General features: G+C 42.6%; 28 protein-coding genes and 1 other RNA gene. 13 read left to right on the top strand and 16 right to left on the bottom strand.

Going from position 1 to position 25,100, the window contains the following annotated elements; all coding sequences use genetic code 11:
* Positions 1-47: 47 nt before the first annotated feature.
* Genes lptB through KUL10_RS10990 form a run of 6 tightly spaced genes read right to left on the bottom strand, consistent with a single transcriptional unit; the run spans position 48 to position 4,422 of the window.
* Entirely contained in the window at positions 48-773 is a 726-nt protein-coding gene (lptB, locus tag KUL10_RS11015) for an LPS export ABC transporter ATP-binding protein (RefSeq protein ID WP_110428975.1), read from the bottom strand.
* Positions 770-1,369 carry a lipopolysaccharide transport periplasmic protein LptA gene (gene lptA, locus KUL10_RS11010; RefSeq protein WP_233499789.1) on the bottom strand — a complete coding sequence of 200 codons (600 nt, stop codon included), beginning with the start codon at positions 1,367-1,369 and terminating at the stop codon, positions 770-772. Before lptA ends, lptB begins: the two co-directional genes overlap by 4 nt.
* Complete coding sequence (lptC, locus tag KUL10_RS11005) at positions 1,338-1,901, bottom strand: LPS export ABC transporter periplasmic protein LptC (RefSeq protein ID WP_110428973.1); 564 nt, start codon at positions 1,899-1,901, stop codon at positions 1,338-1,340. The genes lptA and lptC overlap by 32 nt, the downstream gene beginning before the upstream one ends.
* The gene (kdsC, locus tag KUL10_RS11000; protein WP_110428972.1) at positions 1,898-2,455 is read right to left on the bottom strand and encodes a 3-deoxy-manno-octulosonate-8-phosphatase KdsC; all 558 of its coding nucleotides are present in this window, start codon (positions 2,453-2,455) and stop codon (positions 1,898-1,900) included. The genes lptC and kdsC overlap by 4 nt, the downstream gene beginning before the upstream one ends.
* Positions 2,455-3,420 (bottom strand): KpsF/GutQ family sugar-phosphate isomerase, encoded by a 966-nt coding sequence (locus tag KUL10_RS10995; RefSeq protein WP_110428971.1) that lies wholly within the window; start codon positions 3,418-3,420, stop codon positions 2,455-2,457. Before KUL10_RS10995 ends, kdsC begins: the two co-directional genes overlap by 1 nt.
* Positions 3,421-3,465: 45 nt before the next feature.
* Positions 3,466-4,422: a calcium/sodium antiporter gene (locus KUL10_RS10990; RefSeq protein ID WP_110429029.1), complete on the bottom strand. Its 957-nt coding sequence runs from the start codon at positions 4,420-4,422 to the stop codon at positions 3,466-3,468.
* A 386-nt stretch (positions 4,423-4,808) separates the two neighbouring features.
* On the opposite strand from KUL10_RS10990, the gene KUL10_RS10985 reads away from it, so the two are divergent.
* The 7 genes from KUL10_RS10985 to murA are packed head-to-tail and all read left to right on the top strand — an operon-like array spanning position 4,809 to position 9,491.
* A complete protein-coding gene (locus tag KUL10_RS10985) occupies positions 4,809-5,609 on the top strand; it encodes an ATP-binding cassette domain-containing protein (RefSeq protein WP_110428970.1) in 801 nt (266 codons plus the stop codon).
* On the top strand, positions 5,610-6,386 hold the full coding sequence (mlaE, locus tag KUL10_RS10980; RefSeq protein WP_110428969.1) for a lipid asymmetry maintenance ABC transporter permease subunit MlaE: 777 nt from the start codon (positions 5,610-5,612) through the stop codon (positions 6,384-6,386).
* Between the two features lie 25 nt (positions 6,387-6,411).
* Complete coding sequence (mlaD, locus tag KUL10_RS10975; RefSeq protein ID WP_110428968.1) at positions 6,412-6,888, top strand: outer membrane lipid asymmetry maintenance protein MlaD; 477 nt, start codon at positions 6,412-6,414, stop codon at positions 6,886-6,888.
* A gap of 32 nt (positions 6,889-6,920) precedes the next feature.
* Positions 6,921-7,577 (top strand): ABC transporter substrate-binding protein, encoded by a 657-nt coding sequence (locus KUL10_RS10970; protein ID WP_110428967.1) that lies wholly within the window; start codon positions 6,921-6,923, stop codon positions 7,575-7,577.
* A 4-nt stretch (positions 7,578-7,581) separates the two neighbouring features.
* Positions 7,582-7,902 (top strand): lipid asymmetry maintenance protein MlaB, encoded by a 321-nt coding sequence (locus tag KUL10_RS10965; protein ID WP_110428966.1) that lies wholly within the window; start codon positions 7,582-7,584, stop codon positions 7,900-7,902.
* 58 nt (positions 7,903-7,960) lie between these two features.
* The gene (locus tag KUL10_RS10960; protein ID WP_110428965.1) at positions 7,961-8,212 is read left to right on the top strand and encodes a BolA family protein; all 252 of its coding nucleotides are present in this window, start codon (positions 7,961-7,963) and stop codon (positions 8,210-8,212) included.
* 10 nt (positions 8,213-8,222) lie between these two features.
* Positions 8,223-9,491 (top strand): UDP-N-acetylglucosamine 1-carboxyvinyltransferase, encoded by a 1,269-nt coding sequence (gene murA, locus KUL10_RS10955; protein ID WP_110428964.1) that lies wholly within the window; start codon positions 8,223-8,225, stop codon positions 9,489-9,491.
* 105 nt (positions 9,492-9,596) lie between these two features.
* Here the strand turns inward: murA and KUL10_RS10950 are convergent, their stop codons facing one another.
* From KUL10_RS10950 to KUL10_RS10940, 3 genes are all read right to left on the bottom strand, one after another.
* Entirely contained in the window at positions 9,597-10,655 is a 1,059-nt protein-coding gene (locus tag KUL10_RS10950) for a trypsin-like peptidase domain-containing protein (protein ID WP_373415184.1), read from the bottom strand.
* Between the two features lie 237 nt (positions 10,656-10,892).
* Positions 10,893-12,257 (bottom strand): DegQ family serine endoprotease, encoded by a 1,365-nt coding sequence (locus KUL10_RS10945; protein WP_110428962.1) that lies wholly within the window; start codon positions 12,255-12,257, stop codon positions 10,893-10,895.
* A gap of 97 nt (positions 12,258-12,354) precedes the next feature.
* Entirely contained in the window at positions 12,355-12,810 is a 456-nt protein-coding gene (locus KUL10_RS10940; protein ID WP_110428961.1) for a ZapG family protein, read from the bottom strand.
* A 179-nt stretch (positions 12,811-12,989) separates the two neighbouring features.
* On the opposite strand from KUL10_RS10940, the gene zapE reads away from it, so the two are divergent.
* Positions 12,990-14,087, top strand: coding sequence for a cell division protein ZapE (gene zapE, locus KUL10_RS10935; protein ID WP_110428960.1), 1,098 nt, complete (start codon positions 12,990-12,992; stop codon positions 14,085-14,087).
* A gap of 329 nt (positions 14,088-14,416) precedes the next feature.
* On the opposite strand, the gene KUL10_RS10930 is transcribed toward zapE, so the two are convergent.
* The 3 genes from KUL10_RS10930 to KUL10_RS10920 all read right to left on the bottom strand — a co-directional run bounded on the left by KUL10_RS10930 (position 14,417) and on the right by KUL10_RS10920 (position 15,932).
* The gene (locus KUL10_RS10930) at positions 14,417-15,133 is read right to left on the bottom strand and encodes a YebC/PmpR family DNA-binding transcriptional regulator (RefSeq protein WP_110428959.1); all 717 of its coding nucleotides are present in this window, start codon (positions 15,131-15,133) and stop codon (positions 14,417-14,419) included.
* A 132-nt stretch (positions 15,134-15,265) separates the two neighbouring features.
* Positions 15,266-15,697 (bottom strand): PIN domain-containing protein, encoded by a 432-nt coding sequence (locus KUL10_RS10925; RefSeq protein ID WP_110428958.1) that lies wholly within the window; start codon positions 15,695-15,697, stop codon positions 15,266-15,268.
* Complete coding sequence (locus KUL10_RS10920) at positions 15,675-15,932, bottom strand: AbrB/MazE/SpoVT family DNA-binding domain-containing protein (RefSeq protein WP_110428957.1); 258 nt, start codon at positions 15,930-15,932, stop codon at positions 15,675-15,677. Before KUL10_RS10920 ends, KUL10_RS10925 begins: the two co-directional genes overlap by 23 nt.
* Before the next feature lie 201 nt (positions 15,933-16,133).
* Here KUL10_RS10920 and rnpB point away from each other — a divergent pair.
* Positions 16,134-16,527: RNase P RNA component class A (gene rnpB / locus KUL10_RS10915), an RNA gene on the top strand.
* Positions 16,528-16,791: 264 nt separating this feature from the next.
* Entirely contained in the window at positions 16,792-19,356 is a 2,565-nt protein-coding gene (locus tag KUL10_RS10910; protein ID WP_110428956.1) for an exo 1,3/1,4-beta-D-glucan glucohydrolase, read from the top strand.
* A gap of 253 nt (positions 19,357-19,609) precedes the next feature.
* On the opposite strand, the gene KUL10_RS10905 is transcribed toward KUL10_RS10910, so the two are convergent.
* Positions 19,610-20,263, bottom strand: a complete 654-nt coding sequence (locus KUL10_RS10905; RefSeq protein WP_110428955.1) for a response regulator transcription factor — start codon at positions 20,261-20,263, stop codon at positions 19,610-19,612.
* A complete protein-coding gene (locus tag KUL10_RS10900; RefSeq protein ID WP_110428954.1) occupies positions 20,256-21,488 on the bottom strand; it encodes a sensor histidine kinase in 1,233 nt (410 codons plus the stop codon). Before KUL10_RS10900 ends, KUL10_RS10905 begins: the two co-directional genes overlap by 8 nt.
* A gap of 169 nt (positions 21,489-21,657) precedes the next feature.
* On the opposite strand from KUL10_RS10900, the gene KUL10_RS10895 reads away from it, so the two are divergent.
* From KUL10_RS10895 to KUL10_RS10885, 3 genes are all read left to right on the top strand, one after another.
* Positions 21,658-22,389 (top strand): hypothetical protein, encoded by a 732-nt coding sequence (locus KUL10_RS10895; protein ID WP_110428953.1) that lies wholly within the window; start codon positions 21,658-21,660, stop codon positions 22,387-22,389.
* Positions 22,390-22,596: 207 nt separating this feature from the next.
* A complete protein-coding gene (locus KUL10_RS10890) occupies positions 22,597-22,893 on the top strand; it encodes a hypothetical protein (protein ID WP_110428952.1) in 297 nt (98 codons plus the stop codon).
* Between the two features lie 11 nt (positions 22,894-22,904).
* Complete coding sequence (locus KUL10_RS10885; protein WP_110428951.1) at positions 22,905-23,498, top strand: hypothetical protein; 594 nt, start codon at positions 22,905-22,907, stop codon at positions 23,496-23,498.
* A 23-nt stretch (positions 23,499-23,521) separates the two neighbouring features.
* Here the strand turns inward: KUL10_RS10885 and KUL10_RS10880 are convergent, their stop codons facing one another.
* Both KUL10_RS10880 and KUL10_RS10875 read right to left on the bottom strand, forming a co-directional pair.
* A complete protein-coding gene (locus KUL10_RS10880) occupies positions 23,522-23,914 on the bottom strand; it encodes a TerB family tellurite resistance protein (protein ID WP_233499788.1) in 393 nt (130 codons plus the stop codon).
* A gap of 189 nt (positions 23,915-24,103) precedes the next feature.
* Complete coding sequence (locus KUL10_RS10875; protein ID WP_110428950.1) at positions 24,104-25,036, bottom strand: WYL domain-containing protein; 933 nt, start codon at positions 25,034-25,036, stop codon at positions 24,104-24,106.
* Positions 25,037-25,100 lie beyond the last annotated feature (64 nt).

Genomic DNA, 25,100 nt, shown 5'->3' with positions numbered 1-25,100 from the left:
GTCCTTCTTTCATTGCAATTACAGAACTACGCGTCATTCGTATTACCTTATAAGACAAATTGGTCGCCGAGGTACACATCTCGTACCTTTTGATTACTAAGTACTTCTTCAGCACTTCCAGAAGCTATTAGCTCACCGTGGCTAACAATATAAGCCTGTTCGCACACATCGAGTGTTTCGCGAACGTTGTGATCAGTGATTAACACGCCGATGTCTCGTTCCTTTAATTGCTGGATTATCTTCTTTATATCACTAACAGAAATTGGGTCAACACCGGCGAAGGGTTCATCTAACAAAATAAATTTTGGATTGGCGGCCAATGCCCTCGCAATCTCAACCCTGCGGCGCTCTCCGCCGGAAAGGCTCATGCCTAGATTATTTCTAATATGATTTAAGTTAAATTCATCCAATAGATCATCTGCTTGTTGCTCGCGCTGATCTTTATTGAGTTCCTTGCGGGTTTGCAAAATTGCCATTAGATTCTCGTGGACGGTTAGTTTCCTGAAAACTGACGCCTCTTGAGGAAGGTAACCGATGCCATGTCTTGCACGTTCATGCATTGGTTGCAGAGTTAGGTCAAGTTGGTCGATGAAAATATCGCCTTTATCCAATGGCACTAGACCCACGATCATGTAAAAAGTGGTTGTTTTACCGGCTCCATTGGGACCTAAAAGCCCCACAATTTGTCCTCGCGATACTTCAAGGCTGACATCGCGGACAACTTGTCTAGATTTGTATGATTTCGCTAAATGCTTTGCAACTAAAGTACTCACTCGGGCTCGTTTCCTTGACTGTTTGATACGCTGCCTTTTGGTTCACCTTCGTCATCGCTGCTTTCTGGTGTGAAAATAGTCTCTACCTGCTCATCATTGCCAGAGTTACCCTGTGCGCGCATTTGCTCTTTCTGCATATCAAAGATAATACTGTCGCCTTTAACCGTTGAGGCATTTTGAATTAACTCCGCGTCGCCCTCGAGTGCAATTGTTCGAGTACCAATATCATAGATTATTTGGCGTGCTCTTGCCTCAACATTAGAACCATCTGCAAGCCTTTGAGTGTAGCTTGCGGGTAAACCTTTAATCGTAAACACTTCTTTGCCTTTGCCGTTAATTGCATCAACCTTTACGTATTCTGCATTGATCAGCAAAGAGCCCTGCCGAATCATGACGTTTTTTTCAAACACAGAAGTTTTCATTTTTGCATCGACAAATTGTTCGTCTGATTTAACCCTAATGGGTTGCTCAAAGTCATTCGGCGCAGTATCAGCTTGTTGGGCAAAAGCACCTGACATTGCGCTTATATTTAAAGCAATAACAGATAGAACAAGCAAGCAGCGCTTAACGTGATGGGCGATATTCAGTTTGAACATGATTTGAAAGCTCATATATTTGGGTTTCTAAATTGGCTTTAAAGCCAATGCTATTTATTACGTAATCAATGCCAGAGATTTGTACAGGCTGATCCGACACTAATGTTCTATCGTTTAGATTGATTTCCATGTACTGCGTTTCAATTTGTTTCACAAAATCTTGTTGGGCTAAACTTGTTATGAGCACATTGTCTTCAAGTTGAATGCGATTGTCATCGTATAGAGTGCCTTGTTTAGCGGTGACTTTCCATGGTTGAGAAGCATTTTCGAGATATATCGTGTAAGTGGGTTGCTGAAATATAACAAAGCCTAGTTGGTCGTAGTGCTCCATTTTCTCAGCTTCAACTTGATGGGTTAGCATGCCGTTTTCATCAAACAGTTTGCTACTTAGATAACTGACTTCGTAGTTCGGAACAAGTGCCTCTTCCATATTCGTCTGTGGGTCAGGGCTGTCGTCTTCAAGCCATATGGGGATGTACAAGCCTAAAACAGCCGTAAATATCAGTGCGATGCTTATGCCTAAGCGGTTCAAACGCTTGCTCCGTGGATACTTTCTAAGCTACCTTTTGATTGCAATAATATATCACAAACTTCTCGTACCGCGCCTTTTCCGCCTTTTGTCAGTGTGACGAAATCTGCTTTTTGCTTAACAAACGGGTGAGCATCGGCCACGGCAATGCCAATTGCACTATTTGCAAACATGCCTATATCGGGCATGTCGTCACCAACACTGGCAACCTCATGTTTACTTACTCCACATAACGCCATTATTTCTTTTATTGCGGAATCTTTATCTACTCTTCCTTGAACAAGGTGTTTAACGCCTAATGAGTTCATTCTGTTTTCAACAATAGTCGAGCGACGCCCCGTTATTACAGCCACGTCAACACCACAACTATCAAGTGATTTGATGCCATAACCATCTTTCGTATTAAATCCTTTTAACTCTTCACCATTGTTACCAAGATAGATATTACCGTCAGAAAACACACCATCTACATCACAGACTAGTAATTTAATCTGTGAGAATCGCGAAAATAGCGCTGTGTCGATGTTGCCATAAAGTGTCTCAGTAGTGGCGCTCATTAAACGACTCCTGCTTTTAGAAGATCATGCATTTTAAGTGCACCTACTGCTTGTTTATTATTATCTTGAGTGACCAGTAAGGCATTAATTTTGCGCTGTTGCATTAAATTTAATGCATCTACAGCCAGTTGATTGGCATTAATAGTAATACAGCTTGGCGTCATCACAGCACTTACTGATGCTGTGTGGATATCTATTTTTCTATCGAGTGCACGCCTCAAATCGCCGTCGGTAAATACTCCGACTAATTGCTTAGTATCATCGATTATGCCGGTCATACCTAAGCCTTTTTCAGATATTTCAAACAATGCTTCTGTAACACTGCTATTAAGGGAAACCAACGGAATATCGTCGCCCGCGACCATTATATCAGACACTGTTAGTAGTAAGCGTTTTCCTAGCGACCCGCCAGGGTGAGATAGCGCAAAGTCGTCCGATGTGAACCCTTTGGCTTCTAATAAAGCAATCGCCAAAGCATCCCCTAAAACGAGTGTTGCTGTCGTGCTAGTGGTAGGGGCTAATCCCAATGAGCAAGCTTCTGATTCAACGTGTATATTAAGACTGATGTCAGACAATTTGGCGAGGCTACTGCTTTCCTTGTTTGTAATCGCGATGATGGGGACATTCAAACGTTTTACCACAGGCAGTAGACCGATCAATTCAGCCGTTTCGCCAGAGTTTGAAATGCCTATCAATACGTCTCCTTCACTTAGCATCCCTAAATCACCATGATTGGCTTCACCGGGATGCATAAAAAACGAAGAAGTGCCTGTACTGGCTAATGTTGCTGCGATTTTATTACCGATATGGCCTGATTTCCCCATACCACAAACAACTACTTTTCCTTTGCAATTAAGCAACAAATCGCAAGCGGCGTTAAAGCTTTCATCTAGTTTTTGACTCAAGCCTTGTAAGCTTTTTATTTCATCACTAAAAACCCGTTTGGCGGTTTCGAGATAGTTCATTTGTTGCCTTTTTGAGTTGGTTCGACTCTTTTGTCCGTGATCAGTCTATGCAAACAGCCAATATTGGTAGGCTAAGAATATTAGAACGAAAATTCCGCCTTCATATCTGTTTATACTGCGTGTACCGCGCAAGTTAAAGCAAAATGCAAATAACAATAGGGTAAGACCGAGCATTATATATGCATCTCGGGTGCTTGCGTCTGCATCAATTACACCCGGGATAATCAAACCAGGCATCGCTAGCACGGCAAGAATGTTAAATATATTCGATCCTATAATATTACCCAAGGCAAGATCATCTTCACCCTTAAGAACACCTGCAATACTCGCTGCTAGCTCAGGTAAACTAGTGCCCAATGCAATAATAGTCAGTCCGATAACAAGGTCGCTGATACCGAAATATTTTGCGATATATACCGCTGACTCTACAAGAAAATGAGCGCTGAGTGGCAAGAGTACTAGACCAATTATCACCCACATGATCGCATTAATAGTGGGTACGTCGTTTGGAATTTCATCTTCCGTCTCAGATACCAATGGATCATTTTTGTCGACACGGAAAGAAAGCCACGCCATCGTGCCTATTACAATTGCAAATAACGTAATTAAAATTAGACCTTCTGTATACGACAGCACTTGGTCCGACAGAAAATATACAGCGATTAACGTCACGATTAAAACTAATGGTAATTCGCGTTTTAACGTAGAAGATGAAACAAGAAGCGGTTTAATCAACGCGGTCAAGCCAAGCACCAACGCGATATTGGTAATATTTGAGCCCAGAGCATTTCCTACTGCAGTATCTGGATTTCCGTTTAAAGAGGCGGTCGCTGATACCACAATTTCGGGGGCCGATGAGCCCATGGCGACAATGGTTAGACCAATTAACATTGGCGAGACGCCATAATTCTTGGCCAAAGCAGAAGCACCGTAAACAAATTTGTCAGCGCTCCAACTTAATACGCCCAATCCGATCAAAAAGATAATGACTTGAAATAACACGGTGGATTCGGTCTCCTTAAAAACTGCGGTGTATTGTCGCAAATTAATATCTGGTTTGACATTAAAATTAGCGGAAAATGCAGTCGGTTGCATAAAAAACATACGCATTGCATGCGATTCTGCAAATTTATACAAAAATTAACAAAAATAGATATCTTGTTACGTTTTTTTTCCGTTATTGGCCTTGAAAAGAGTTAGAATATAACCACATAGCCACTTCCGAAATGCACAGGCGTTTAATTCGGTCCTATACTTAACCGGTTAAACCAATTGGAAGAATTGCGGGCAATGGTGCGTGAGTCTCATTAAATCTGTGTAATTTAATGAACTTAAAGCAGCTTTGAACCGTCTTTAACACATACGAAACATGGGAATTTATAAATTTAATGTCACAAAGCTTGGTAAACATTCAAAACATGCACTTTAATCGTGGTTCTCGCACGATCTATAGTGATATCTCATTGGATGTTCAAAAAGGAAAGATTACCGCAGTTATGGGGCCAAGCGGTATTGGAAAAACGACGTTATTAAAGTTGATCGGCGGGCAATTAACGCCAGCGTCTGGCGTCGTTAATTTCGATGGCGAAAATGTGCATTCGATAAGCCGCAATTCGCTATATAAGCTTCGTCGCAAAATGAGTATGCTTTTTCAAAGTGGTGCCTTATTTACTAATATGTCCGTGTTCGACAATGTTGCATTTCCACTCCGTGAACACACCCAATTATCAGAGGCCTTGATAAAAACGACTGTCTTGTTGAAGTTGGAAGCGGTGGGCTTGCGCGGCGCTGCTGATTTGATGCCTAGCGAATTATCAGGTGGTATGGCAAGACGTGCTGCATTGGCAAGAGCAATCGCACTAGACCCAGAGTTGATCATGTATGACGAGCCGTTCGCAGGGCAAGACCCTATCTCGATGGGTGTATTGGTCAAATTAATCCGCCAGCTCAATCATACTTTAGGATTGACTAGTATTGTTGTTACGCATGATGTAAGCGAAGTGTTAGATATTGCTGATTACGTGTATATACTCGCCGAAAAAACAATCATTGGTAGCGGTACTCCCGACGAGATTAAAAACTCCTCTTCTGAATTGGTACAACAGTTTTTGCAAGGAAAAGCAGATGGTCCGGTACCATTTCATTTTCCCGCTGCAAGTGTGAAAGACCAGTTTATGGGAGGTCAGTAGATGCAAGCGCTTGTAAATCTTGGTGCTAAAACACTTGCTCGTTTACGATCATTTGGCAGTGCAACACTCATGCTATGGGGAGCACTAGTCGCTGTCCCTCGACTGAAGAATATTCCTTTAACTATCCAACAGATATATGTGGTTGGTGTTCAGTCTTTACTCATTATTTTGGTGTCGGGTTTGTTTATCGGCATGGTCATGGCCTTGCAAGGTTATACAATCTTGGTCAATTACGGCGCGGAAGGCAGCTTGGGACCAATGGTCGCGTTATCGTTGTTAAGGGAGCTCGGGCCTGTGGTGACAGCTTTGCTTTTTGCAGGTAGAGCAGGCTCGGCATTAACGGCAGAAATTGGTTTGATGAAAGCTACTGAACAACTGAGCAGCCTTGAAATGATGGCGGTTGACCCATTACGTCGTGTAATTGCGCCGCGATTTTGGGCCGGTGTGATATCAATGCCTATGCTGGCACTAATATTCAGTGCAGTCGGCATTTTAGGTGGTCATTTAGTGGGCGTTGACTGGCTGGGAGTTGACTCGGGCAGTTATTGGTCAATTATGCAGGCCACAGTTGACTGGGATAAAGACGTTATTAACGGCGTCATCAAAAGTATCGTTTTTGCTGTAGTGGTGGTCTGGATTGCTCTTTATAAAGGTTATTCTTGTGTGCCCACTTCTGAGGGAATAAGTAAAGCTACAACAGAAACAGTGGTGGTTTCTTCACTTTTAATTTTAGGTTTAGATTTTGTACTAACCGCGCTTATGTTTGGCGTGAATTAGTGATTGATGTGATTTGGGAAAAAAAATGACAAGCAGAAAAACAGAATTACTCGTCGGTTTATTTGTTGCACTAGCCATCGCGGCAACATTATTACTGGCTTTAAAAGTTGCCAACCAAGGAATGAGTGGCAGCTCTGATACATATACCGTGTATGCTAAGTTTGACAATATCGGTGGTTTGAAAGAGCGATCTTCGGTCAAAGTAGGGGGAGTCGTAGTAGGGCGTGTTGCTCGTATTTATCTGGACGAGCGAGAGTTAATACCCGTCGTTCAACTTGAAATATCAACAGATTACATCGATACATTTCCAGAAACCAGTTCGGTATCGATATTAACGGCTGGCTTGTTAGGAGAACAATATGTTGGTCTACAGCCTGGTTTTATTTTCCCTGGTGAAGACCCTATCTATTTAGAGCAAGACAGTTTTATTGTTGATACAAAATCTGCATTGGTATTAGAAGACCTCATTGGTCAGTTTTTGTTTAGTCGAGATTCAGAATAGCTTTGCGACTGAGAAATAAAGGAAAATATTATATGTTATCTAAAGTAAAAACATTCCTGAGGCTCGCTCTAAGCGCTGTTGCGATCTCTTTCTTTGCTGTCGCTTCTGTATCAGCAGAAAAAGTCGATCAGCAAAACCCTTATAAAATGGTGCAACAAGCCGGCAGTAAAACCTTTGATCGGATTAAGGCTGAACAAACAAATATTGCCAACAATCCTGAGATTTTGCGAACGATTATGGAAGAAGAGCTAATGCCATATATCGATTACAAGTTTTCAGCGTTTAAAGTCTTGGGTAAATATACCACAAAGCTTTCACGCGAAGAGTTGCTTGAGTTTGTATCTGTCTTTCGCGAGTACTTAATTACTTCGTATGCTGTTGCAATGGGCTACTATGACGATCAACTGGTTGAATTTGCACCAGAAATGGACTTTAGCAGAGACTCTGATGTGACGGTTCGTGCGGTAATTAAAGACGACGGTAGACCTGATATCAAAGTTGCTTTTAAAGTGCGTAAAGACCGCAAGTCAAATGAATGGCAAGCTTATGATATGGTGGCCGAAGGGATAAGTTTATTGTCTAGTAAGCGCAGCGAATTCGAATCTATATTAAGAGAAGATGACGGCGTTAACAAAGTGATTGCACAAATGCGCAAAAGTATCACTCAACCTATCGTGCTAGAAAAATAAGCTAATGACTTTAAATATCACGATTAAAACAGAGCCAGCGCAAACTGAAATCTTGGTGGATGGCGATTTAGACCAGGTGAGTTTGAGAAAGGATTTTTGGTTGATGCTATCTACTGCAGAACAACAGACAGTAGAAAATAGTCAGCATATAGTGTTTTGTCTTGAAGCTGTGTCACATGTCGATACGGCGGGTTTGGCTTGGACAATTAATGCACTTGCAGATTTTTCTAAGCACAATATCAATGTCAGCATTAAAAACCTGCCCGAAAAGTTGTTAAACTTAGCAAAGTTGAGTAACGCCGATTCACTTTTGAGTATTGATTAGTTAAGCTCATGCGCTAATCAACGCAAGCAAGTACGCAAAGACCAAACAAGAGAAAAACATGACTAACGAAGAAGTTGTTGAACTACTTAAATCATCACTATCCCTGCACGATGTAAGAGTAAAAAGTGAGGGGTCTCATTATCAAATTATCGCTATTGATGACCAGTTCGAAGATATGTCTCGTGTAAAAAAGCAGCAAATGATCTATGCACCATTGTCAGATAAAATTGCAGATGGCACTATGCATGCTATTACAATAAAAACGTTTACTGTGTCTGCTTGGCAGCGCGAAAAAATGTTCAATTCCTAGGAAGCAATAAGTGGACAAACTGGTCATCAATAAAAGCCCTGCATTGTCAGGCACAGTTGTTATTTCCGGCGCTAAGAATGCAGCGTTGCCTCTTTTGATTTCAAGCTTACTTGCAGACACGGTTTGTTCTTTTCAAAATGTACCAAAACTTCGTGATATCAATACGACTTTATTGTTGCTAAAAGACTTTGGTGCTTCAATCAAGCACACTGGCGAAAACGCTGTTGATATAGACACTAGTTCTTTAAACAACGTCACTGCTTCTTATGACTTGGTTCGCACTATGCGTGCTTCTATATTGGTTCTAGGGCCTTTGCTAGCTAAACATGGTAAAGCAAATGTCTCATTGCCTGGTGGCTGCGCGATTGGGGCAAGGCCCGTTAATCTGCACCTTACAGGGCTTGAAAAGATGGGAGCTAGCATTGAGGTTGATGAAGGGTATATCCGTGCATCAGTGGACGGACGCCTAAAGGGCGCCCGTATATTCATGGATATGGTGAGTGTCGGTGCGACTGAAAACCTACTCATGGCCGCGGCATTGGCAGACGGCGAAACGATATTGGAAAATGCAGCTCGCGAGCCTGAAATTGTTGATCTTGCTAACTGCTTGAATCGCATGGGCGCAAAAATATCTGGTGCTGGTACTGATAGTATTAAAATTCAAGGCGTTGAAAAGCTCAACGGATGCACTTACAGCGTGTTACCAGATCGTATCGAAACTGGCACATTTTTGGTCGCTGCGGCTGCAACTAAAGGTTCGATTCGCTGTGAGAAAGCTGACCCAAGTACGCTTGATGCAGTGCTCAGTAAACTGGAGCAAGCAGGCGCTAGCATTAAGACTGGCGACGATTGGATTGAGCTGGACATGAATGGTAAAGCACCAAAAGCAGTGAATTTAAAAACACTTCCCCATCCCGGTTTTCCTACTGACATGCAAGCACAGTTTGTCACCCTTAATACACTTGCAGAAGGTGCCGGGCGAATTACTGAAACGATATTTGAGAATCGTTTTATGCACGTGCCAGAGCTTCAGCGGATGGGAGCGGATATTGAGCTTGAAGGTAATAACGCTTTGACGAAAGGTTCATCTCAGTTAAAGGGGGCTCAGGTGATGGCAACGGACTTACGCGCATCTGCTAGTTTGGTTATTGCTGGATTAGTCGCACAAGGCGAGACGACGGTTAACCGTATCTATCACCTTGACCGTGGATATGAAAGCATTGAAGCTAAGTTAGGTGGTTTAGGCGCTCAAATTAAACGTGTGAAAGAAACTTCATAAATACAAAGCTGTCTATAAACACGGAAGTACCCGCTATATGAAGGGAAGTGGGTTCTTCTGATGCGCTGAATGTTCTTTAGTAAACTAATTCACTTCTCAATTAAACTAAGAAATACTCACTGGGGCAGGGGATAATTCACCAACTACCACTGTCATGGTAATCACTTCTTCATTTCGACTGACTTCGAGTACCAACTCGGTCCCTGGTTTGGTTTCAGCGATCATATCAAGCGTTTTTGAAGCACTTTCAAGGCGCACACCATTGACGGACAATAGAATATCATTAACTTGCATGCCAGCAGTATGAGCTGGGCCATTAGGGGCAACGCCTGTTACTATGATGCCTGGTGCACCGCGGGTTGATTCTGCGCCACTAATGCCTAAATGGCCACGTGTGACACGTCCATCAGAAATGATTTCGTCCATGACGCGTTTTGCTAATTCGTAGGGAACCGCAAAGTTAATGCCATCGACACTAGTGATGCGCCTTCTTTCATCTAGTGTTTGAAAATTTGCGTTAGTAATACCCACAAGATAGCCGTTACTGTCAACGAGAGCACCGCCCGAATTGCCTTGATTTAAAACCGCATCTGTTTGAACAAAGTCTACGTAGTTTGCAAGACCGTTTTGGCCTGTTCTACTCACTATTCCTTGGGTGATAGTTTGACCCAAATTATATGGATTTCCAATTGCCATAACGACGTCGCCCACGCGAATACCTGTCTCGTTAACTTGCGGAATAACATGTAAATCATCAGCAGTCACTTTTAGAACTGCAAGGTCGGTATGCGTGTCAAAACCAACCATTTGTGCCTCTAGTATGCGGCTATCCTGAAGTGCTACATAAATACTGTCAGCATCTTTGATGACATGATAACAAGTCAATAAGTAGCCGTCTTCTGACATTATTACACCGGACCCAAGGCTAGTACGTTCATTGCCACGGCTTCTAAAAATGCTATTTCGAGTGTCAAAACTGACACTATAGATGTTTACAACTGCCGGAGCACTGCGACTTAGGGCGTCGTAATATGAAAGACGTTCAGGAATCTGGTCTTGGTTTTTTAGCCAATTGAATGAAATTCCGCTCCCTTGCCTAAATTCAGGTATGAACACTAGTAATATGACAGCAACGGTCACGCCCAATATGACGGGCTTAAGCAAAGATATAAGGAACCGTTGAAGCACGAGGGTTAATAGCCTTTTAGTTGTATATGCGTGTATACGACAAGGATAGCAAAAAAGATGCTTTAGGTGAATGCTCTCTAGTAATGTATGTTCGATAGTTTGATTTGCACGTCATCACCTCGAACAAGGTGTTCTCATTGGAATCTTCTTCTCGCAAAAAAAGAGAGCGTTACCTTTCGTAAAAACGCTCTCTTTTAATACATCTAAAAATACCTATCTAATAACGACGTATAGAGATGCGTTACCGCGTTTAACATTTAACGCAATCACGTTCCCTTCTTGCTCTTCTATCAAGCGTGTTAAATCAGCTGTGTTGTTAACACGTTGACGATTAACGCCAATAATGACGTCATCTTCTTGCAGTCCGATGCGAGCTGCGGGACTTCTTTCTTCGAGCTCTGAGATAACTACACCATCATTTCCGTTGTTATCTTGTCCATTCGTGAATGTGGCTCCCTCTAAAGCAGGGTGCATTTCTTTTGCTGCCATAACCGGCGCACCAGCATCACCAAGCACCACCGAAATCTTGCGCTCTTTACCTTTGCGAATGATTGTTAATTCTACTTCTGCACCTGCCCCCATACTAGCGACTTTAGCGCGCAACTCATTGAAGCCGCTTAGCCTATCGCCATCTAGTTCGGTAATGATGTCACCAGCCTCTATACCTGCTTTCTCAGCTGCTGAATCTTCCGCCACTTGCTGTACAAATGCACCGATATTGGTGGGAGACTGCATTGCTTCAGCGATGCCAGCGTCAACATCACCGCCCATAATGCCCAAAAGGCCACGTCTTACTTCGCCAAACTCTAATATTTGGTCAACAAGGTTTTTCATCATCTTTGATGGAATAGCAAAACCGATGCCCACGTTACCGCCGCCAGGGCCAAATATTGCTGTGTTAATACCGACAAGTTCACCGCGCAAATTCACCAAAGCACCACCAGAGTTACCACGGTTGATTGCCGCATCAGTCTGTATAAAATCTTCAAATCCACCGATATTCAAGCCGGAACGACCTAGCGCACTGACGATTCCTGAAGTAACTGTCTGCGAAAGGCCAAAAGGGTTTCCTATTGCGACTACAAAATCGCCGACTCGTAATTCGTCAGAGTCAGCAAGCTTCAGTTGCGTTAAGTTTTCTGACTCAACTTGTAAAAGTGCGATATCGCTCTGTGGATCAGCGCCTAATTTCTTAGCTTTAAGCTCACGACCATCAGTCAGTTGAACAATAATTTCGTCTGCATTATCAACGACATGATTATTTGTGACGACATAACCCTTGTCGGCATCAATAATAACACCGGACCCTAAACCTCTAAAAGGACGCTCTTGCACCTGCTCATTTGGCGCACCAAAAAAATAGCGAAACATCTCGGGCACCTGTTGGCGTGAACTTTGAGTGCCTTTTACCGAAATGCTCACGATTGCTGGAGTGGTTTCTTCTAGCATCGGTGCAAGAGAGGGGAGCTCATCTTTGTTTGAAAAAAACGGCAGTGCCGCAGAGCTATGAGCAACGATTCCCAAGGACAAACTGCCTACTAATAAGCCAACGGCAAGTGTGCGAAAATACTGTTTCATTAACCTTTTTACTCCTAGAAAGTGATAATCAACGTTGTAAAGACCTTATGATTTGTACATAAGTTCACTTAAAAGAGTTTTAAAGGGGTTCTTGAAACTATTTGCTGGTTTTTTCTTCATTGACAGGAGCAATAGTGGGTGCTCCAGCGAATAATCCAGATGCATCACTCGAAAAATCTCTAGGCGGTGCCTCGGTGCTTGCGGCAAGCTTGGGTGTTTTTTCAGTTTTTACTGTATTTCGGAGGTACACACTTGCATGCTCGCCATAAAAACTGGCGCGAGTATCGTCTTCTTTAAAATCTGATTCGAGCAACGATGCCTCGTATGCATTGAGTTGGGCTTGGAGTCGCTCTGTATCCTGTTGAATCTGATTAATTAGACTATGCGAAGCATCAATGTGGTCGCGAGCTTGAACTGCAAGAATTGATTTCAATTCAGATTCTGACTGCTCTTTATTGGTCTTACTGCGCGTCTGCGTGAAATATAGATACATTGCCACAGCACCCAATACTAAACCGAGAGCCAAGCCAACAAATATAGATAGAAGTTCCATAGTATCTCCATTAATCACATCACTGCAGAGGCGTTATGATCAGGTATTAACTCGTTGTATGCAAGCAATAAAATGTAAAAAAACAATGCGACTGTTGCATGATTTAAATGTTTGTCGACACAGAGTATACTTTTGCTTCTAAGATCGCCTAAAAGTAGTTATTTAACGGGAAACCCTGCATGACCCCTTGGGAAAAATATCAAGATGATTTGTCTTTAATCGAGTTTCAGTACGATGCGGCACAAGAAAATGCAGTCAAAGAGCTTCAACGTCTTTATGACGAACTCACTCAACCAAAAAAGAAGATGACTTGGCGAGTTAAACTCAAGTCACGCTTTGGTAAAGGGCAGAATCGTCCGAACGTACAGGGTATTTACTTTTGGGGAGGCGTCGGGCGCGGTAAAACCTACCTAGTCGATACCTTTTACGATTGCTTGCCATTTGAGCGTAAAATGCGAATTCACTTTCACCGCTTTATGCACCGCGTTCATGATGAAATGAAGCAACTGGGTGGAAAAGAAGATCCCTTAAAAATCATCGCTAAAAAACTAGCAGACGAGGCCAAAGTCATTTGTTTTGATGAGTTTTTTGTATCCGATATTACCGATGCCATGATTCTAGGTACATTAATGGAAGAATTGTTTAAGCACGGCATAGTACTTGTCGCAACTTCCAATATCGTACCTGATGATCTCTATAAAAATGGCTTACAAAGAGCTCGCTTTTTACCCGCGATAGAATTAATAAATCAAAACACACGCGTCGTAAACGTCGATAGCGGTGTCGATTACCGACTCAGAACCTTAGAACGCGCCGAAATTTACCACTACCCAATTGACGATGATGCCTTAAAAAACCTATACACCTACTTTGATATGTTGTCGCAGGAAGAGGGCATTAAAGGGGGAAGTATCAACATCGAAGGGCGTGATATTCCGACCTTGATGCATGCTGAAGGTTTGGTCATGTTTGAGTTTAGAGCCTTATGCGACGGCCCACGCAGCCAAACCGATTACATCGAAATCAGTCGAGAATACAATACTGTTATGCTGGCGAACGTCGAACAAATGGGCGCAAACACTGATGATATAGCACGAAGGTTTATCGCAATGGTCGATGAATTCTACGAACGCAAAGTCAAGCTCATCATTGCCGCCGATGTGCCGCTTGAAAAGTTATACAGCGAAGGGCGTTTGAATTTTGAGTTTCAACGCTGTTTGAGTCGATTGCAAGAGATGCAATCGCATGAGTATTTGGGCTTGCAGCATATTGCTTAGTGCGTCATTCCCTCGCATGCGGGAATCTTCTTAATCAACCAGAAAAGAATCAAACTATCGATCAAGCATTACTAAAGGACATTCAGCGCGTCAGCATAACCCATTCCCTGTCATAAAATTTGTGCCGCAAGGACGCGGCACCAAAGCGGCATGGATGCCCTCGTGCGTTTTTATGACAGGGAATGGGTTATGCTGGCAAAAGCTGAATATGACTTACGCAGTGCGTAGTTTGGTGTTAGAGATTGTTGTGTTCCAAGGAGATTCCCGCATGCGCGGGAATAACGATTCTTCGTAGAAATGACGATTCTGCTAAGAAAACCTACAACCCTTTAAACATTCGCATTGTGATAAACGTTTTGAACGTCGTCGCAGTCTTCAAGCATGTCCATGAATTTTTCAAAGGTTGGCATGCTGTCTTCGTCAATGTCCTTGGTTTCTTGTGGTACCCATGTAATTTCTTCAACGTCAAACTCAATGCCATCAAATGAATCTGTTAGAGCTGTTTTCGCTTTAAAGAACTCAGTGTGAGGTACTAGTGTAGTGACTTTGCCGTCTTCCACTTCAACGTCGTGAATATCCACGTCTGCTTCCATTAGCGCTTCGAGTACCACTTCATCGTCGTCGCCATCAAATACAAATACAGCTAAGTGATCAAACATAAACGCAGCCGAGTTTTGTGCACCCAATTTACTATCAGTTTTGGTAAAGCAGTTACGAACGTCGGTAATGGTTCGGTTTGCGTTATCAGACAAGCAATCCACGATCACCATGCAACCGCCAGGGCCAAAGCCTTCGTAACGCATAGGTGTAAAGTCTTCACCTGCGCCGCCAACCGCTTTATCAATGGCTTTGTCGATTACGTGCGCAGGCACTTGGTCTTTTTTCGCTTTTTCGATCAATCTGCGCAAGCTAAGGTTAGCATCAGGGTCTGCGCCGCCATTCTTTGCACAAACATAAATTTCTTTTCCGTACTTTGAATATACCTTGGTCTTCGCAGCTGCGGTTTTGGCCATCGATACTTTGCGGACTTCAAACTTTCTTCCCATTGCTAATTCTCTTTTTATTAATTCGTTTACTTTAATGCAAGGACACAACGTGTCTAAATTGATGCGCGAGATTGTATACGGTTTTGCACTGATTGTCAGTGGTAATGCGCAAGCAATGCCAAGCGATGATAATCAAAGTTCAAACGCTAAAGGGTCTTTCATACCGGATTGAATTGACTTTTTATCAAAGCTATAAACAGCCTCGTTTCCATGTTTGAGTGCTTGTACAAAAATATAACTATCTGAGTAGTCACAAGGATTTTCAACGAAGTGAAGTAGAGCTTCAAATAGGGCTTGGCGGTTACTTATATCGAATTGCTTAGTTTTTAAAATCTGCTCAATCAGCGTAATTTGTTGAGGCTTATCTAGCTTAAATACAGACTTAGCCACCCAAACTGTTTCAATCAATACAAGCGCGTCGATGAAAATAGGTATTTGATGTTGAACGCACTTTTGAATAAGTTTTTTAGCTTGGTTTGTTTGGTCTGAGTCGCTTGCATGAGTCCCATCATCAATCAAGCATCTCACCAACACATTAGTATCAATCGCGACCTGATTTGGCATATTTTTCCTTTTGATGCTTTTCAGCGGCCTTATCCATTGTTTCTAAGCTTGTATTATCTTTCACCTTGAACTGCCCAAATAATTCAGAAGCTTCTTTATTAATCACCAACATTTCAACGGCCCCTTCTCTGCTTTTTGCAAACAACACTTCATCTCCGGCTTTTATGTTGAGGGTTTCTCTTATTTGCTTGGGCAAGGTTATCTGACCTTTAGATGTCACTTTTGCTTTTGCCATAGTTGTCATGCGCCTTACTTTTTTTAAATAGTAAGATTGTTAGCATGTAGTGTAAATACTTTTCTCCCTCTTGCGGTTGACAATATCAAGCATCTTTACAATTTAATACTGAACTCAAAACCGGTTATTCAATTAGTTATTCAACATATAAACCAATTAAAAACTGCCTTAGCCACACAAGCTTGCTATACTGCGCGCCGTTGAGTTGGCCAGACAATCGCTGCTCTATTCGCATTTATGTGTTTTAGAGGGGAGGAAAGTCCGGGCTCCATAGGGCAGGGTGCCAGATAACGTCTGGGCGGCGAAAGCCGACGACAAGTGCAGCAGAGAGAAGACCGCCTTGTTGCAAAACGAGGTAAGGGTGAAAGGGTGCGGTAAGAGCGCACCGCGCAACTGGTAACAGTTTGTGGCGAGGTAAACTCCACTCGGAGCAAGACCAAATAGGTTCCCTTACGGCGCGGCCCGCGTTGGGAACGGGTAGGTTGCTTGAGCCAGTGAGCAATTGCTGGCCTAGAGGAATGATTGTCATTCTTTACTCTATACTTCGGTATTGTTTAAAGAACCACAGAACCCGGCTTATCGGCCAACTCAACACCTTATTACACCCCTGTTGTCGCAAAGCAATTGCGATCTTTCGCTTTACCTTTAATACTTTACATTGTTACTAAATTTAACTTTATGTTCACAAATGACTTGAAGTAAGCGCTTTCATAATGCAATATATGAAATCGATTACATCAACAAGATTGTTAGTGCTGGTTCTGATTAAACAGAGCTTAAACGCGAATTTTCAGGTGTGAAAATTTAATCGCTTCTAAACAAATAAGCACTAATACTGAACTAACTGGGATGCTTTTGTATGAGATTAACACTCAAAAAAATCACTGTCGCAACGCTTGTTGCGTTTGCCTTTGGTTGCAGCGACACTAACAAAAACGAGCAAGTAAGCATGAATAAACCTGAAAATTCGAGTTTAGATATTTGGCCAACGCTAGATGTTGAAGTGAAAAAAGACGATGCGATCGAAGCCCGTGTTCAAGAAATCTTAGCAACCATGACACTAGAGCAAAAAGTTGCTCAGATGATTCAGCCTGAAATTCGTGATATTACGCCGGAAGATATGCGTAAATATGGTTTTGGCTCATACCTAAATGGCGGCGGCTCTTTTCCCGCAGGTAACAAGCAGGCAACACCACAAGAGTGGATTGATTTGGCCGAGAGTATGTATCAAGCATCTATCGACGCCAGTCAAGACGGTATTGCGATCCCAACAATGTGGGGAACCGATGCCGTCCATGGACACAATAATGTTATCGGCGCGACACTTTTTCCTCACAATATCGGCTTGGGTGCGATGAATAATCCAGCTTTAATCGAAGAGATTGCAAAAGCAACGGCGGTTGAAGTGATGGTGACTGGCATTGATTGGGTGTTTGCACCTACGGTTGCAACCGCTAGAGATGACCGCTGGGGGCGCACATACGAAGCCTACTCAGAAGATCCAAAGATAGTTTATGAGTATTCAAAGTCGATAGTGCGAGGTTTACAAGGTCGCTATGGAGATGGCTTCTTAGGTGACGATCGAGTCATCAGCACCGTTAAGCACTTTATCGGTGACGGCGGAACAGTCGGCGGTGATGATCAAGGCGACAATATCGAAACCGAAAAAGACCTGTTTGAAATTCACGGTCAAGGCTACGTAGGCGGTTTAACTGTTGGTGCTCAGTCGGTAATGGCATCTTTTAATAGCTGGAACGGCGAAAAAATCCACGGTGTTAAATATCTGCTTACCGATGTACTAAAAGATAAAATGGGCTTTGACGGTTTTGTGGTTGGTGACTGGAACGGTCACGGTCAAATCAAAGGTTGTACTAACGACAATTGTCCGCAAACAATCAATGCTGGCCTTGATATCTACATGGTACCTACCGATGCGTGGAAGCCTTTGTACTACAACACAATTGCGCAAGTTAAAGATGGCACCATTGCAATGAGTCGCATTGACGATGCAGTGACGCGCATCTTACGCGTTAAATTACGCGCAGGTTTGTTTGAAAAACCAAGTCCTGCTAAACGTCAGTTCTCAGGTAAAACCGAGCTGATCGGACAAGAATCGCACCGCGAGATTGCGCGTCAAGCAGTGCGTGAATCCTTGGTACTGCTTAAAAACAAAGGCGGCGTTTTACCCCTTTCACCTGCTTCAAAAATATTAGTCGCAGGTGACGGTGCAGATAATATTGGTAAGCAGTCGGGTGGTTGGACGATCACTTGGCAAGGCACCAATAATACAAACGATGACTTCCCTGGTGGAACATCTATGTACGACGGTATAAAAGCACAAGTAGAAGCGGCTGGCGGTTCAGTTGAACTAAGTGAAAACGGAAGCTTTACTGAAAAACCAGACGTCGCCATTGTTGTCTTTGGTGAAGAACCTTACGCAGAAGGCCACGGTGATCGCGAAAACCTAGATTACCAACGCGGCAAAAAGACCGACCTAGCGTTATTGAAATCACTCAAAGCACAAGGGATCCCAGTTGTTTCTGTGTTCATTAGCGGACGCCCAATGTGGGTAAATGCTGAAATCAACGCAAGCGACGCGTTTGTAGCAGCTTGGTTACCAGGCTCAGAAGGTAAGGCGGTTGCTGATGTGTTATTAACAGACGCAAGCGGTGATGTTCAACATGACTTCAAAGGTCGTTTATCATTCTCATGGCCAAATGACCCATACGATGCAGTGTTAAATGTTGGAGATGAAGACTATAACCCATTATTCGCTTATGGCTATGGCCTTGATTACAGTCAAACAGACTCACAAGGTGATGACTTGGTCGAAACCTACGATGCACCTGCTGACGAAAAAGTGGGTCGCGTCATCTACAAAGGCGCACCCGTCGCACCGTGGGTATTGTCACTTGTCAGCGACGGTCAAGTATCATTCGTGACAGCTGCAACCGCTCAAAGTGGCGCAGTCAGTTTCAGAACGATCGATCGCAATGTGCAAGAAGACGCGTTTAGAATGACCACTGATGGCTCAGCAAGTGCCGGTGTTAATCTAGCCGCGAAAAGCTACTTCCGCGAAGATTTATCTGCCGAAGTGGTCAACGAAACACTGCTTTCATTCGCGATTGCCCGTCAAAGCGATTTGAACGCACCGCTTATGTTAAACATGAGTTGTGAAAGTGAAGGTGACGCACCAGGAAGCTGTACACATGGTGTTGATTTAACGCCTTACTTAAGCACGGTAGAAAAAGGTGAATGGCTAGACGTGTCAATCGACTTGGGTTGCTACGCTGATCAAGGTATCGACTTCTCGAAGTTGGTGATTCCATTCCAGTTGGTAAGCTCAGCAGCGGTAACAGTCGATGTCCACGACATCAGCTTCGTCAAACCTGAAGGGCGTGAGGCACTCATTAAGTGTAACTAAGCATCAAAGAGGTTCCCGCGAACGCGGGAACCTCTTTGGTCCCCCACGATTTACAAACATCCACCAAAGCACTCCGTAAGCCATATTCAGCTTTTGTCAGATAAACCCACTCCCCTTCATAAAACCGCACAAGGGCATCCATGCCGCTTTGGTGCCACGTCCTTATGGCACAAATTTTATGAAGGGGAGTGGGTTCATCTGACGCGCTGAATGTTCGCTAGTAATGTGGGCTCGATAGTTTGATTTTTACGTATTACAACACCCCCAACTCAATCGCCTTCAAAACAGCCCGAGTTCTATCGCGTACACCCAACTTAGCAAGAATACTAGAAACTTGATTTTTAATCGTACCCTCTGATTTAAACAAACTCTCCGCCATTTCACGATTACTGCAACCTGCGGCCATTAAACGCAAAATTTCAGTCTCTCTGGTCGATAGTTTTTCCGGTAAGTCACTGGCTTCGAAATCACCCTTAACTCCCTGCAAGCCTTTAATTAGCCTTTCGGTGATCGCCGGTTGAATAAGCGTTTCACCTTTATGAACGGTTTCTATTGCCTCTACTAAGGTTTCCAACGAGACATCTTTCAACAAATAACCTTTTGCGCCCGCCTGAATCGCTTGAATAACTGATTCGTGATCATCAAAGGTGGTCAGCATCACAACGGGAATGTCTAATTGATGCTCTTTAATGAGTTTTAAGGCTTCAATACCGTTGACGTTTGGCATGCGTATATCCATCAAAACAACGTCAATACTGGTCGCATTAGCTTTCAAATAATCAAATGCTTCTTGTCCATCGTTTGCTTGCGCAACTACCTCAATGGAGTCTGCTAGGCTGAGTAAACTCTGAATGCCTTGTCTGACCAGTGTCTGATCATCAACCAACAAAACGCTTATCTTACTCATGCGTCAATCTTCCTTGCTCTATCTTGTTGTAGTCTGTCACCAATGGCAGTGTAATATGTGTCGTAAAGCCATTTTCAGCCATAAACTCAACTGAACCGGCAAAGGCCTCAATTCTTTCTCTGATGCCCAGTAAACCATTTCCTAGTTTTACTTGTGTCTCGGGTGTTGCTTTACCATTGTCCTTCACATTGATACTCAGTGAATTGGCTTCTTGTTGAAGTTTGATTTCCATTTTGTCAGCTTGACCATGTTTCATGGTATTTGTAATACATTCTTGAATGGTTTTAATAATACCATCTGCTAGGCCGACATTATCGATATTGAGTTCTTCATCAATATTCAGGTCGATTTTTAAATTAGGCAGGTTTTCAGTGAGGGCAAGTAAAGCTGCTTTTAAGTCAATTTTTGACTTATCTCGAATATCACTCACGGCTTCCCTAACATCACTTAACAGCAGGGTGGCCAGTGAATGGCTTTGCTCAATGGCTGCTCTTACCTCGGTGAGTTCATCGTTTTCTAGCGCCGAATTAACACGATCAGTTTTTCGAGATGCGACCTGCAGATTAATGGTTAACGCTGTTAAATGATGCCCCAATAAATCATGTATGTTTCGTGCGATTCTTACACGTTCAGCCTGCTGTGTCGCTTGGCTTAAAAGATGCTGAGTACTCACTAACTCACGATTGATTTGCTCTGCTTTTTCACGCGTTTCTTTTTCTCGTTTTGCCGTATTAACCATGACTAATGCAAATAGGCTAAAGGTCCAATACAGTACTGCAGTCACAAATGCGTAGGATTGATCCCAGTAGTAGGTATAAATTAGCCAAAGCGGTACCGACCAAATAGGCGATAAGATAAACGCTGTTTTAGTGCTCACAAAATAGGGCAAAATCGCCACCCACATGATCATAAAAATGGCACTAAAGGTCCACGGTACTAAAAAGTAAATCCCTAAAATAACAAAAAATTGCAGTAAAAAAAGCTTTGCTCTTAGGCTGTGTGAAAACAACTCTGAATCCTGGCGCGTGGACAAAAACCAAAGGCTTGAATAGGCAACAAACGCAGTACACGTAATCGCAAAACGACCCGCTCCAAAATTAGGATTGGTGAACATGAAAAACAGCAAAAAGCTACTGACAACAGCCCAAGTCAGCACAAAGATAGTGCTTTCTATACTGAAATTTATTTCCTTTCGAATAGCTTGATAGCTAATTGCGTGAGTCATTTTAGATGTCCTGAAAAGCTAGAAGAGTGTTTCCTAATGATTAGCATAACAGGTGGAGTGTTTTTGGCGATAGCCCAAAAGTCACAAAACAAGTCATGACCTTTTTCACTAAACGCCTGTAAGGTGCTGTCATAACATAGCGACCAGTTAATCAATAACGAGGTTTGCCATGTTAACCATTCATTCAAGTTTATTCTTTCTACATATACTCTTTGGTAGTTTGGCTTTGGTACTTTTTTGGGTACCTTTCTTTACTAAAAAAGGGCAGCTCAATCACCGTAAGTTCGGTAGTTTTTACACCAATGCGATGTATCTTGTGGCTGCTTCAGGCGCAATCATGGCATTAATGGTATTGGCCGATCCGATAGGCATCAAAGGTGCTGATATGGGCGAGAATGTCGACAAAGAGCGAGCAGCTTTTTTCTACCGAATGTTTTGGGCATTCTTGTTGTACTTATCACTTTTAAGCTTTGTTACCACCAGACATGCAATGGCGGTATTGAAGTTTAAGGATAAGTTACAACAATTTAGATCGCCTATGTACTTAAGCCCAGTCATCTTATTGATCGCCGCGGGGCCATTATTCATTTACTTAGGAATTAAATACGGTTTTACCCTACATATCATCTTTGGTTCAGTAGGTTTGCTTGCAGGGATCGGCACATTAAAGTACTGCCTTCAAAAAAGCATCAAACCGCGCGCTTGGATTATCGAGCACGTTAGTTCAATGATTGGCTCTGGCATAGGTGCATATACCGCGTTTGTAGCGTTTGGCGGTCGCACGTTACTAGAGGATTTTCAACAATGGCAAGCGGTGGTTTGGTCGGCACCGGGCGTGATTGGCGTGACTGCTTCAATCGTTTTATGTAAGCGTTATAGTCGAGTGTTTTCGGTGGCTTGAGAGTTTAAGCCACCATTTCTATTGCTGATGTGTGCTACGGATACATCAGCTAAGTGCTTTATGCTCAATTTATCATTAAAACACCTAAAAACTCGCTTTTAGTTCAGTAGTTGTAAAGTTTTAATCTGATAACTTACCTAATCATCGAGTAGCTCTCTATAAAAAGGTATTTATTGTACGATATTTGTCGTACAATGCGATCAGGGTTTGGGATTTAAAAAAGTAAAAGAAAAGGTCATTGAATGTTTGCGGCAAGGCAATGTGCTCCATGAGCAACGCAATCGAATTGATGTAAAAAACCTGCTAGCCATGGGCTTTTTGTCCACTGACGATTTAATCCACATTATTGCAAGAAGTAAAGGTCATGACTATGTGTCATCCAAGCATCATCTTAATTCAAAAATAACCGTGCATATCATCAGGACGCAAACAGCAGGCAGGCATTGGTATATCAAGTGGTATTTTATTGAGCCAAACGCTGTATTTATAAGCGTACATAATTAACAGATAAAAATATGAAAATTTACAAAGTAGGCGAAACTCAACTAGCAGCATGCCAAAATTGTGAGTCATTTCAAAATGCCACCTTTAAGCTAAGAGATGTTCCATTCAGTGATGGAAGTGGCTTAGCGAAAAGAGTGCTAGTGGGTGTTTGCGATTCATGTAATTCTGTTATTTTACTCCCTCATCAATCTACGCCAGCCGTCAACAAACAATATGAAGCCAAACGAAGACCTGTTGAAGGCAGGTTACCTGCTCATTTAATCGATATACTGAATTTAGCTAGTTTAGAAATTGGCGCTTCAACCGATTTTGCACCCTCAATAATGAAATACTACATACATACACTTGCAGAAAATGAGGACGAACTCATTCAGATTAAAGAGTTCTTATCCGACGAACTATCAAAGGGAAAGGCAGATAAGAGAATTTCTTTAAAAGGACGCTTAATTCTTAAAGATATCAATAAGTTGAAAGATTTGACAGGTATAGGCAATACAACCGAGTTACTGAAACTGATCATCCTCAAAATAAAGGACGACGTTTTAGTTAAAAAAGATTCAGTTCACAAAAAACAGCTCAGACTGATAATGACAGCGGTTGCCTAAACTAGCAGTTTATCTAGCGGGCATTAAGCCACCAAACCTCTAGCCAACACCCGATTAGCCAATAAAGCCAACAACTCAACTTCTTCTTCGCTGCGCTCGCCATCAGCTTTAGTGATTTCCATTGCCACTTCTAAGGTGCGGGCTGCATCTAGGTTTAAGCTATCACCAAGTGCGCGGATAAAGTCAGCGGCTTCGCGGCCATCAATAGCTTGGCGTGCTTGATGAATGGCATCATTGATAAACGCGGGTTTTGAAATACCGCTGTGCCATTCCATCGATTCAACTAATTCGTCAAAATAGTCTTGTTCTGTCAGCGTGACTTTACCGTCGATTTGATACAACAACACGCATAATTTAAGCAGGGCTTCGTTATAGGTTTGTTGTTGCATATGCAACTGTTCATTGTTTTCGGTCATACATTACACCATTTGGGGTTGTGCCCGTGAATCGACTTGCCAAAGTGCGAAAAGCCTATCGCAGTTATTGCGAATATTAAAGACTCCGGTTAATGACTATAGTTCAATTATAAATACTTAATTTTTTGTTGCTTGTTGGGCAACATTGGTTTCACGAGAGCTCCCGTTGTACACCGAAGTCAAGCTGCACTAGTTTGCTGAATACCCAGGCGCTAATGTGGGATTTTCGATAAAACTGAGTACCTGTCGATTCTCAAGTGCCAGCTGACAACCTTGTTGTACAAAGCGATAGCCTTCCGAGCAATCTACTTGCCATTGGCGCAGTACGTATGCTGCTAGCGCTGCTTTGGTATAAAGCACTTTACGACCGTTTTGCATATCGTAGTCCATTTCAATTGCACGTGCCTTTTTGATACTTGGATGGGGCATCAATACTAATTCTACTTTTTTATGAAACTGAATATCAGCGGCATCCATTTGATGCGCATCAGCATGTTCATTTGATACTTCAACGTTAGTGAAGCGTGTGCATACAAAATCACGAAAATCTTGATGTCGACAGTCGTAACCGCGCACATGCCACCTATGTCCGTTGTTGATCAATGCATGAGGCACAAAGTCGCGCTGTGTTTCGCCAGATGAAACAGAAACGTAGGACACTTTGCACACTCTTTGGTTATGGATTGCACGCATCAGTGCTGCGATAATTTCTGAATCAGGATGAATCAGTTGAATTGCATCAAAGCACTGTTCAGAGGGCTGAACTAAGTTTGTAATACCATTTCCAAAACCACGGCTAAGAGAAGCTAATATCACTTCAGAGGGGTGTTCAAAGACGGCACAAAACTCGTCCTTGCGCATATACTGCTTAGTAGAATGATCGAGCCAAAGGTTTGCAGGTGCGAGTTCACGATACATTGCAAAATCACGAGTACACGCAGCTAAACCGGTTTGAAACCTATCCACTAAATCATTGCGACTAATATGACCAAAAAATTGAAGACTAAAATCAATAAATGCCAATCGCTCTTTTTGAGCATGAGGCAACTGATTGATGAAGTCTATTTGTGCTTGAACGTCTTCTTTTTGTTTGTCTGGTCGTGATAATACTTGCTCACTCATCAAGGTTTTCCGTTTCAATCTTGATAAAAATATTAAAGTAAGACTACTGTATATAAATACATAT

Origin of the sequence: Glaciecola sp. KUL10, assembly GCF_003203515.1 — a bacterium.
Taxonomy (GTDB): domain Bacteria; phylum Pseudomonadota; class Gammaproteobacteria; order Enterobacterales; family Alteromonadaceae; genus Glaciecola.
This window is presented reverse-complemented; position numbering and strand designations above follow the sequence as displayed.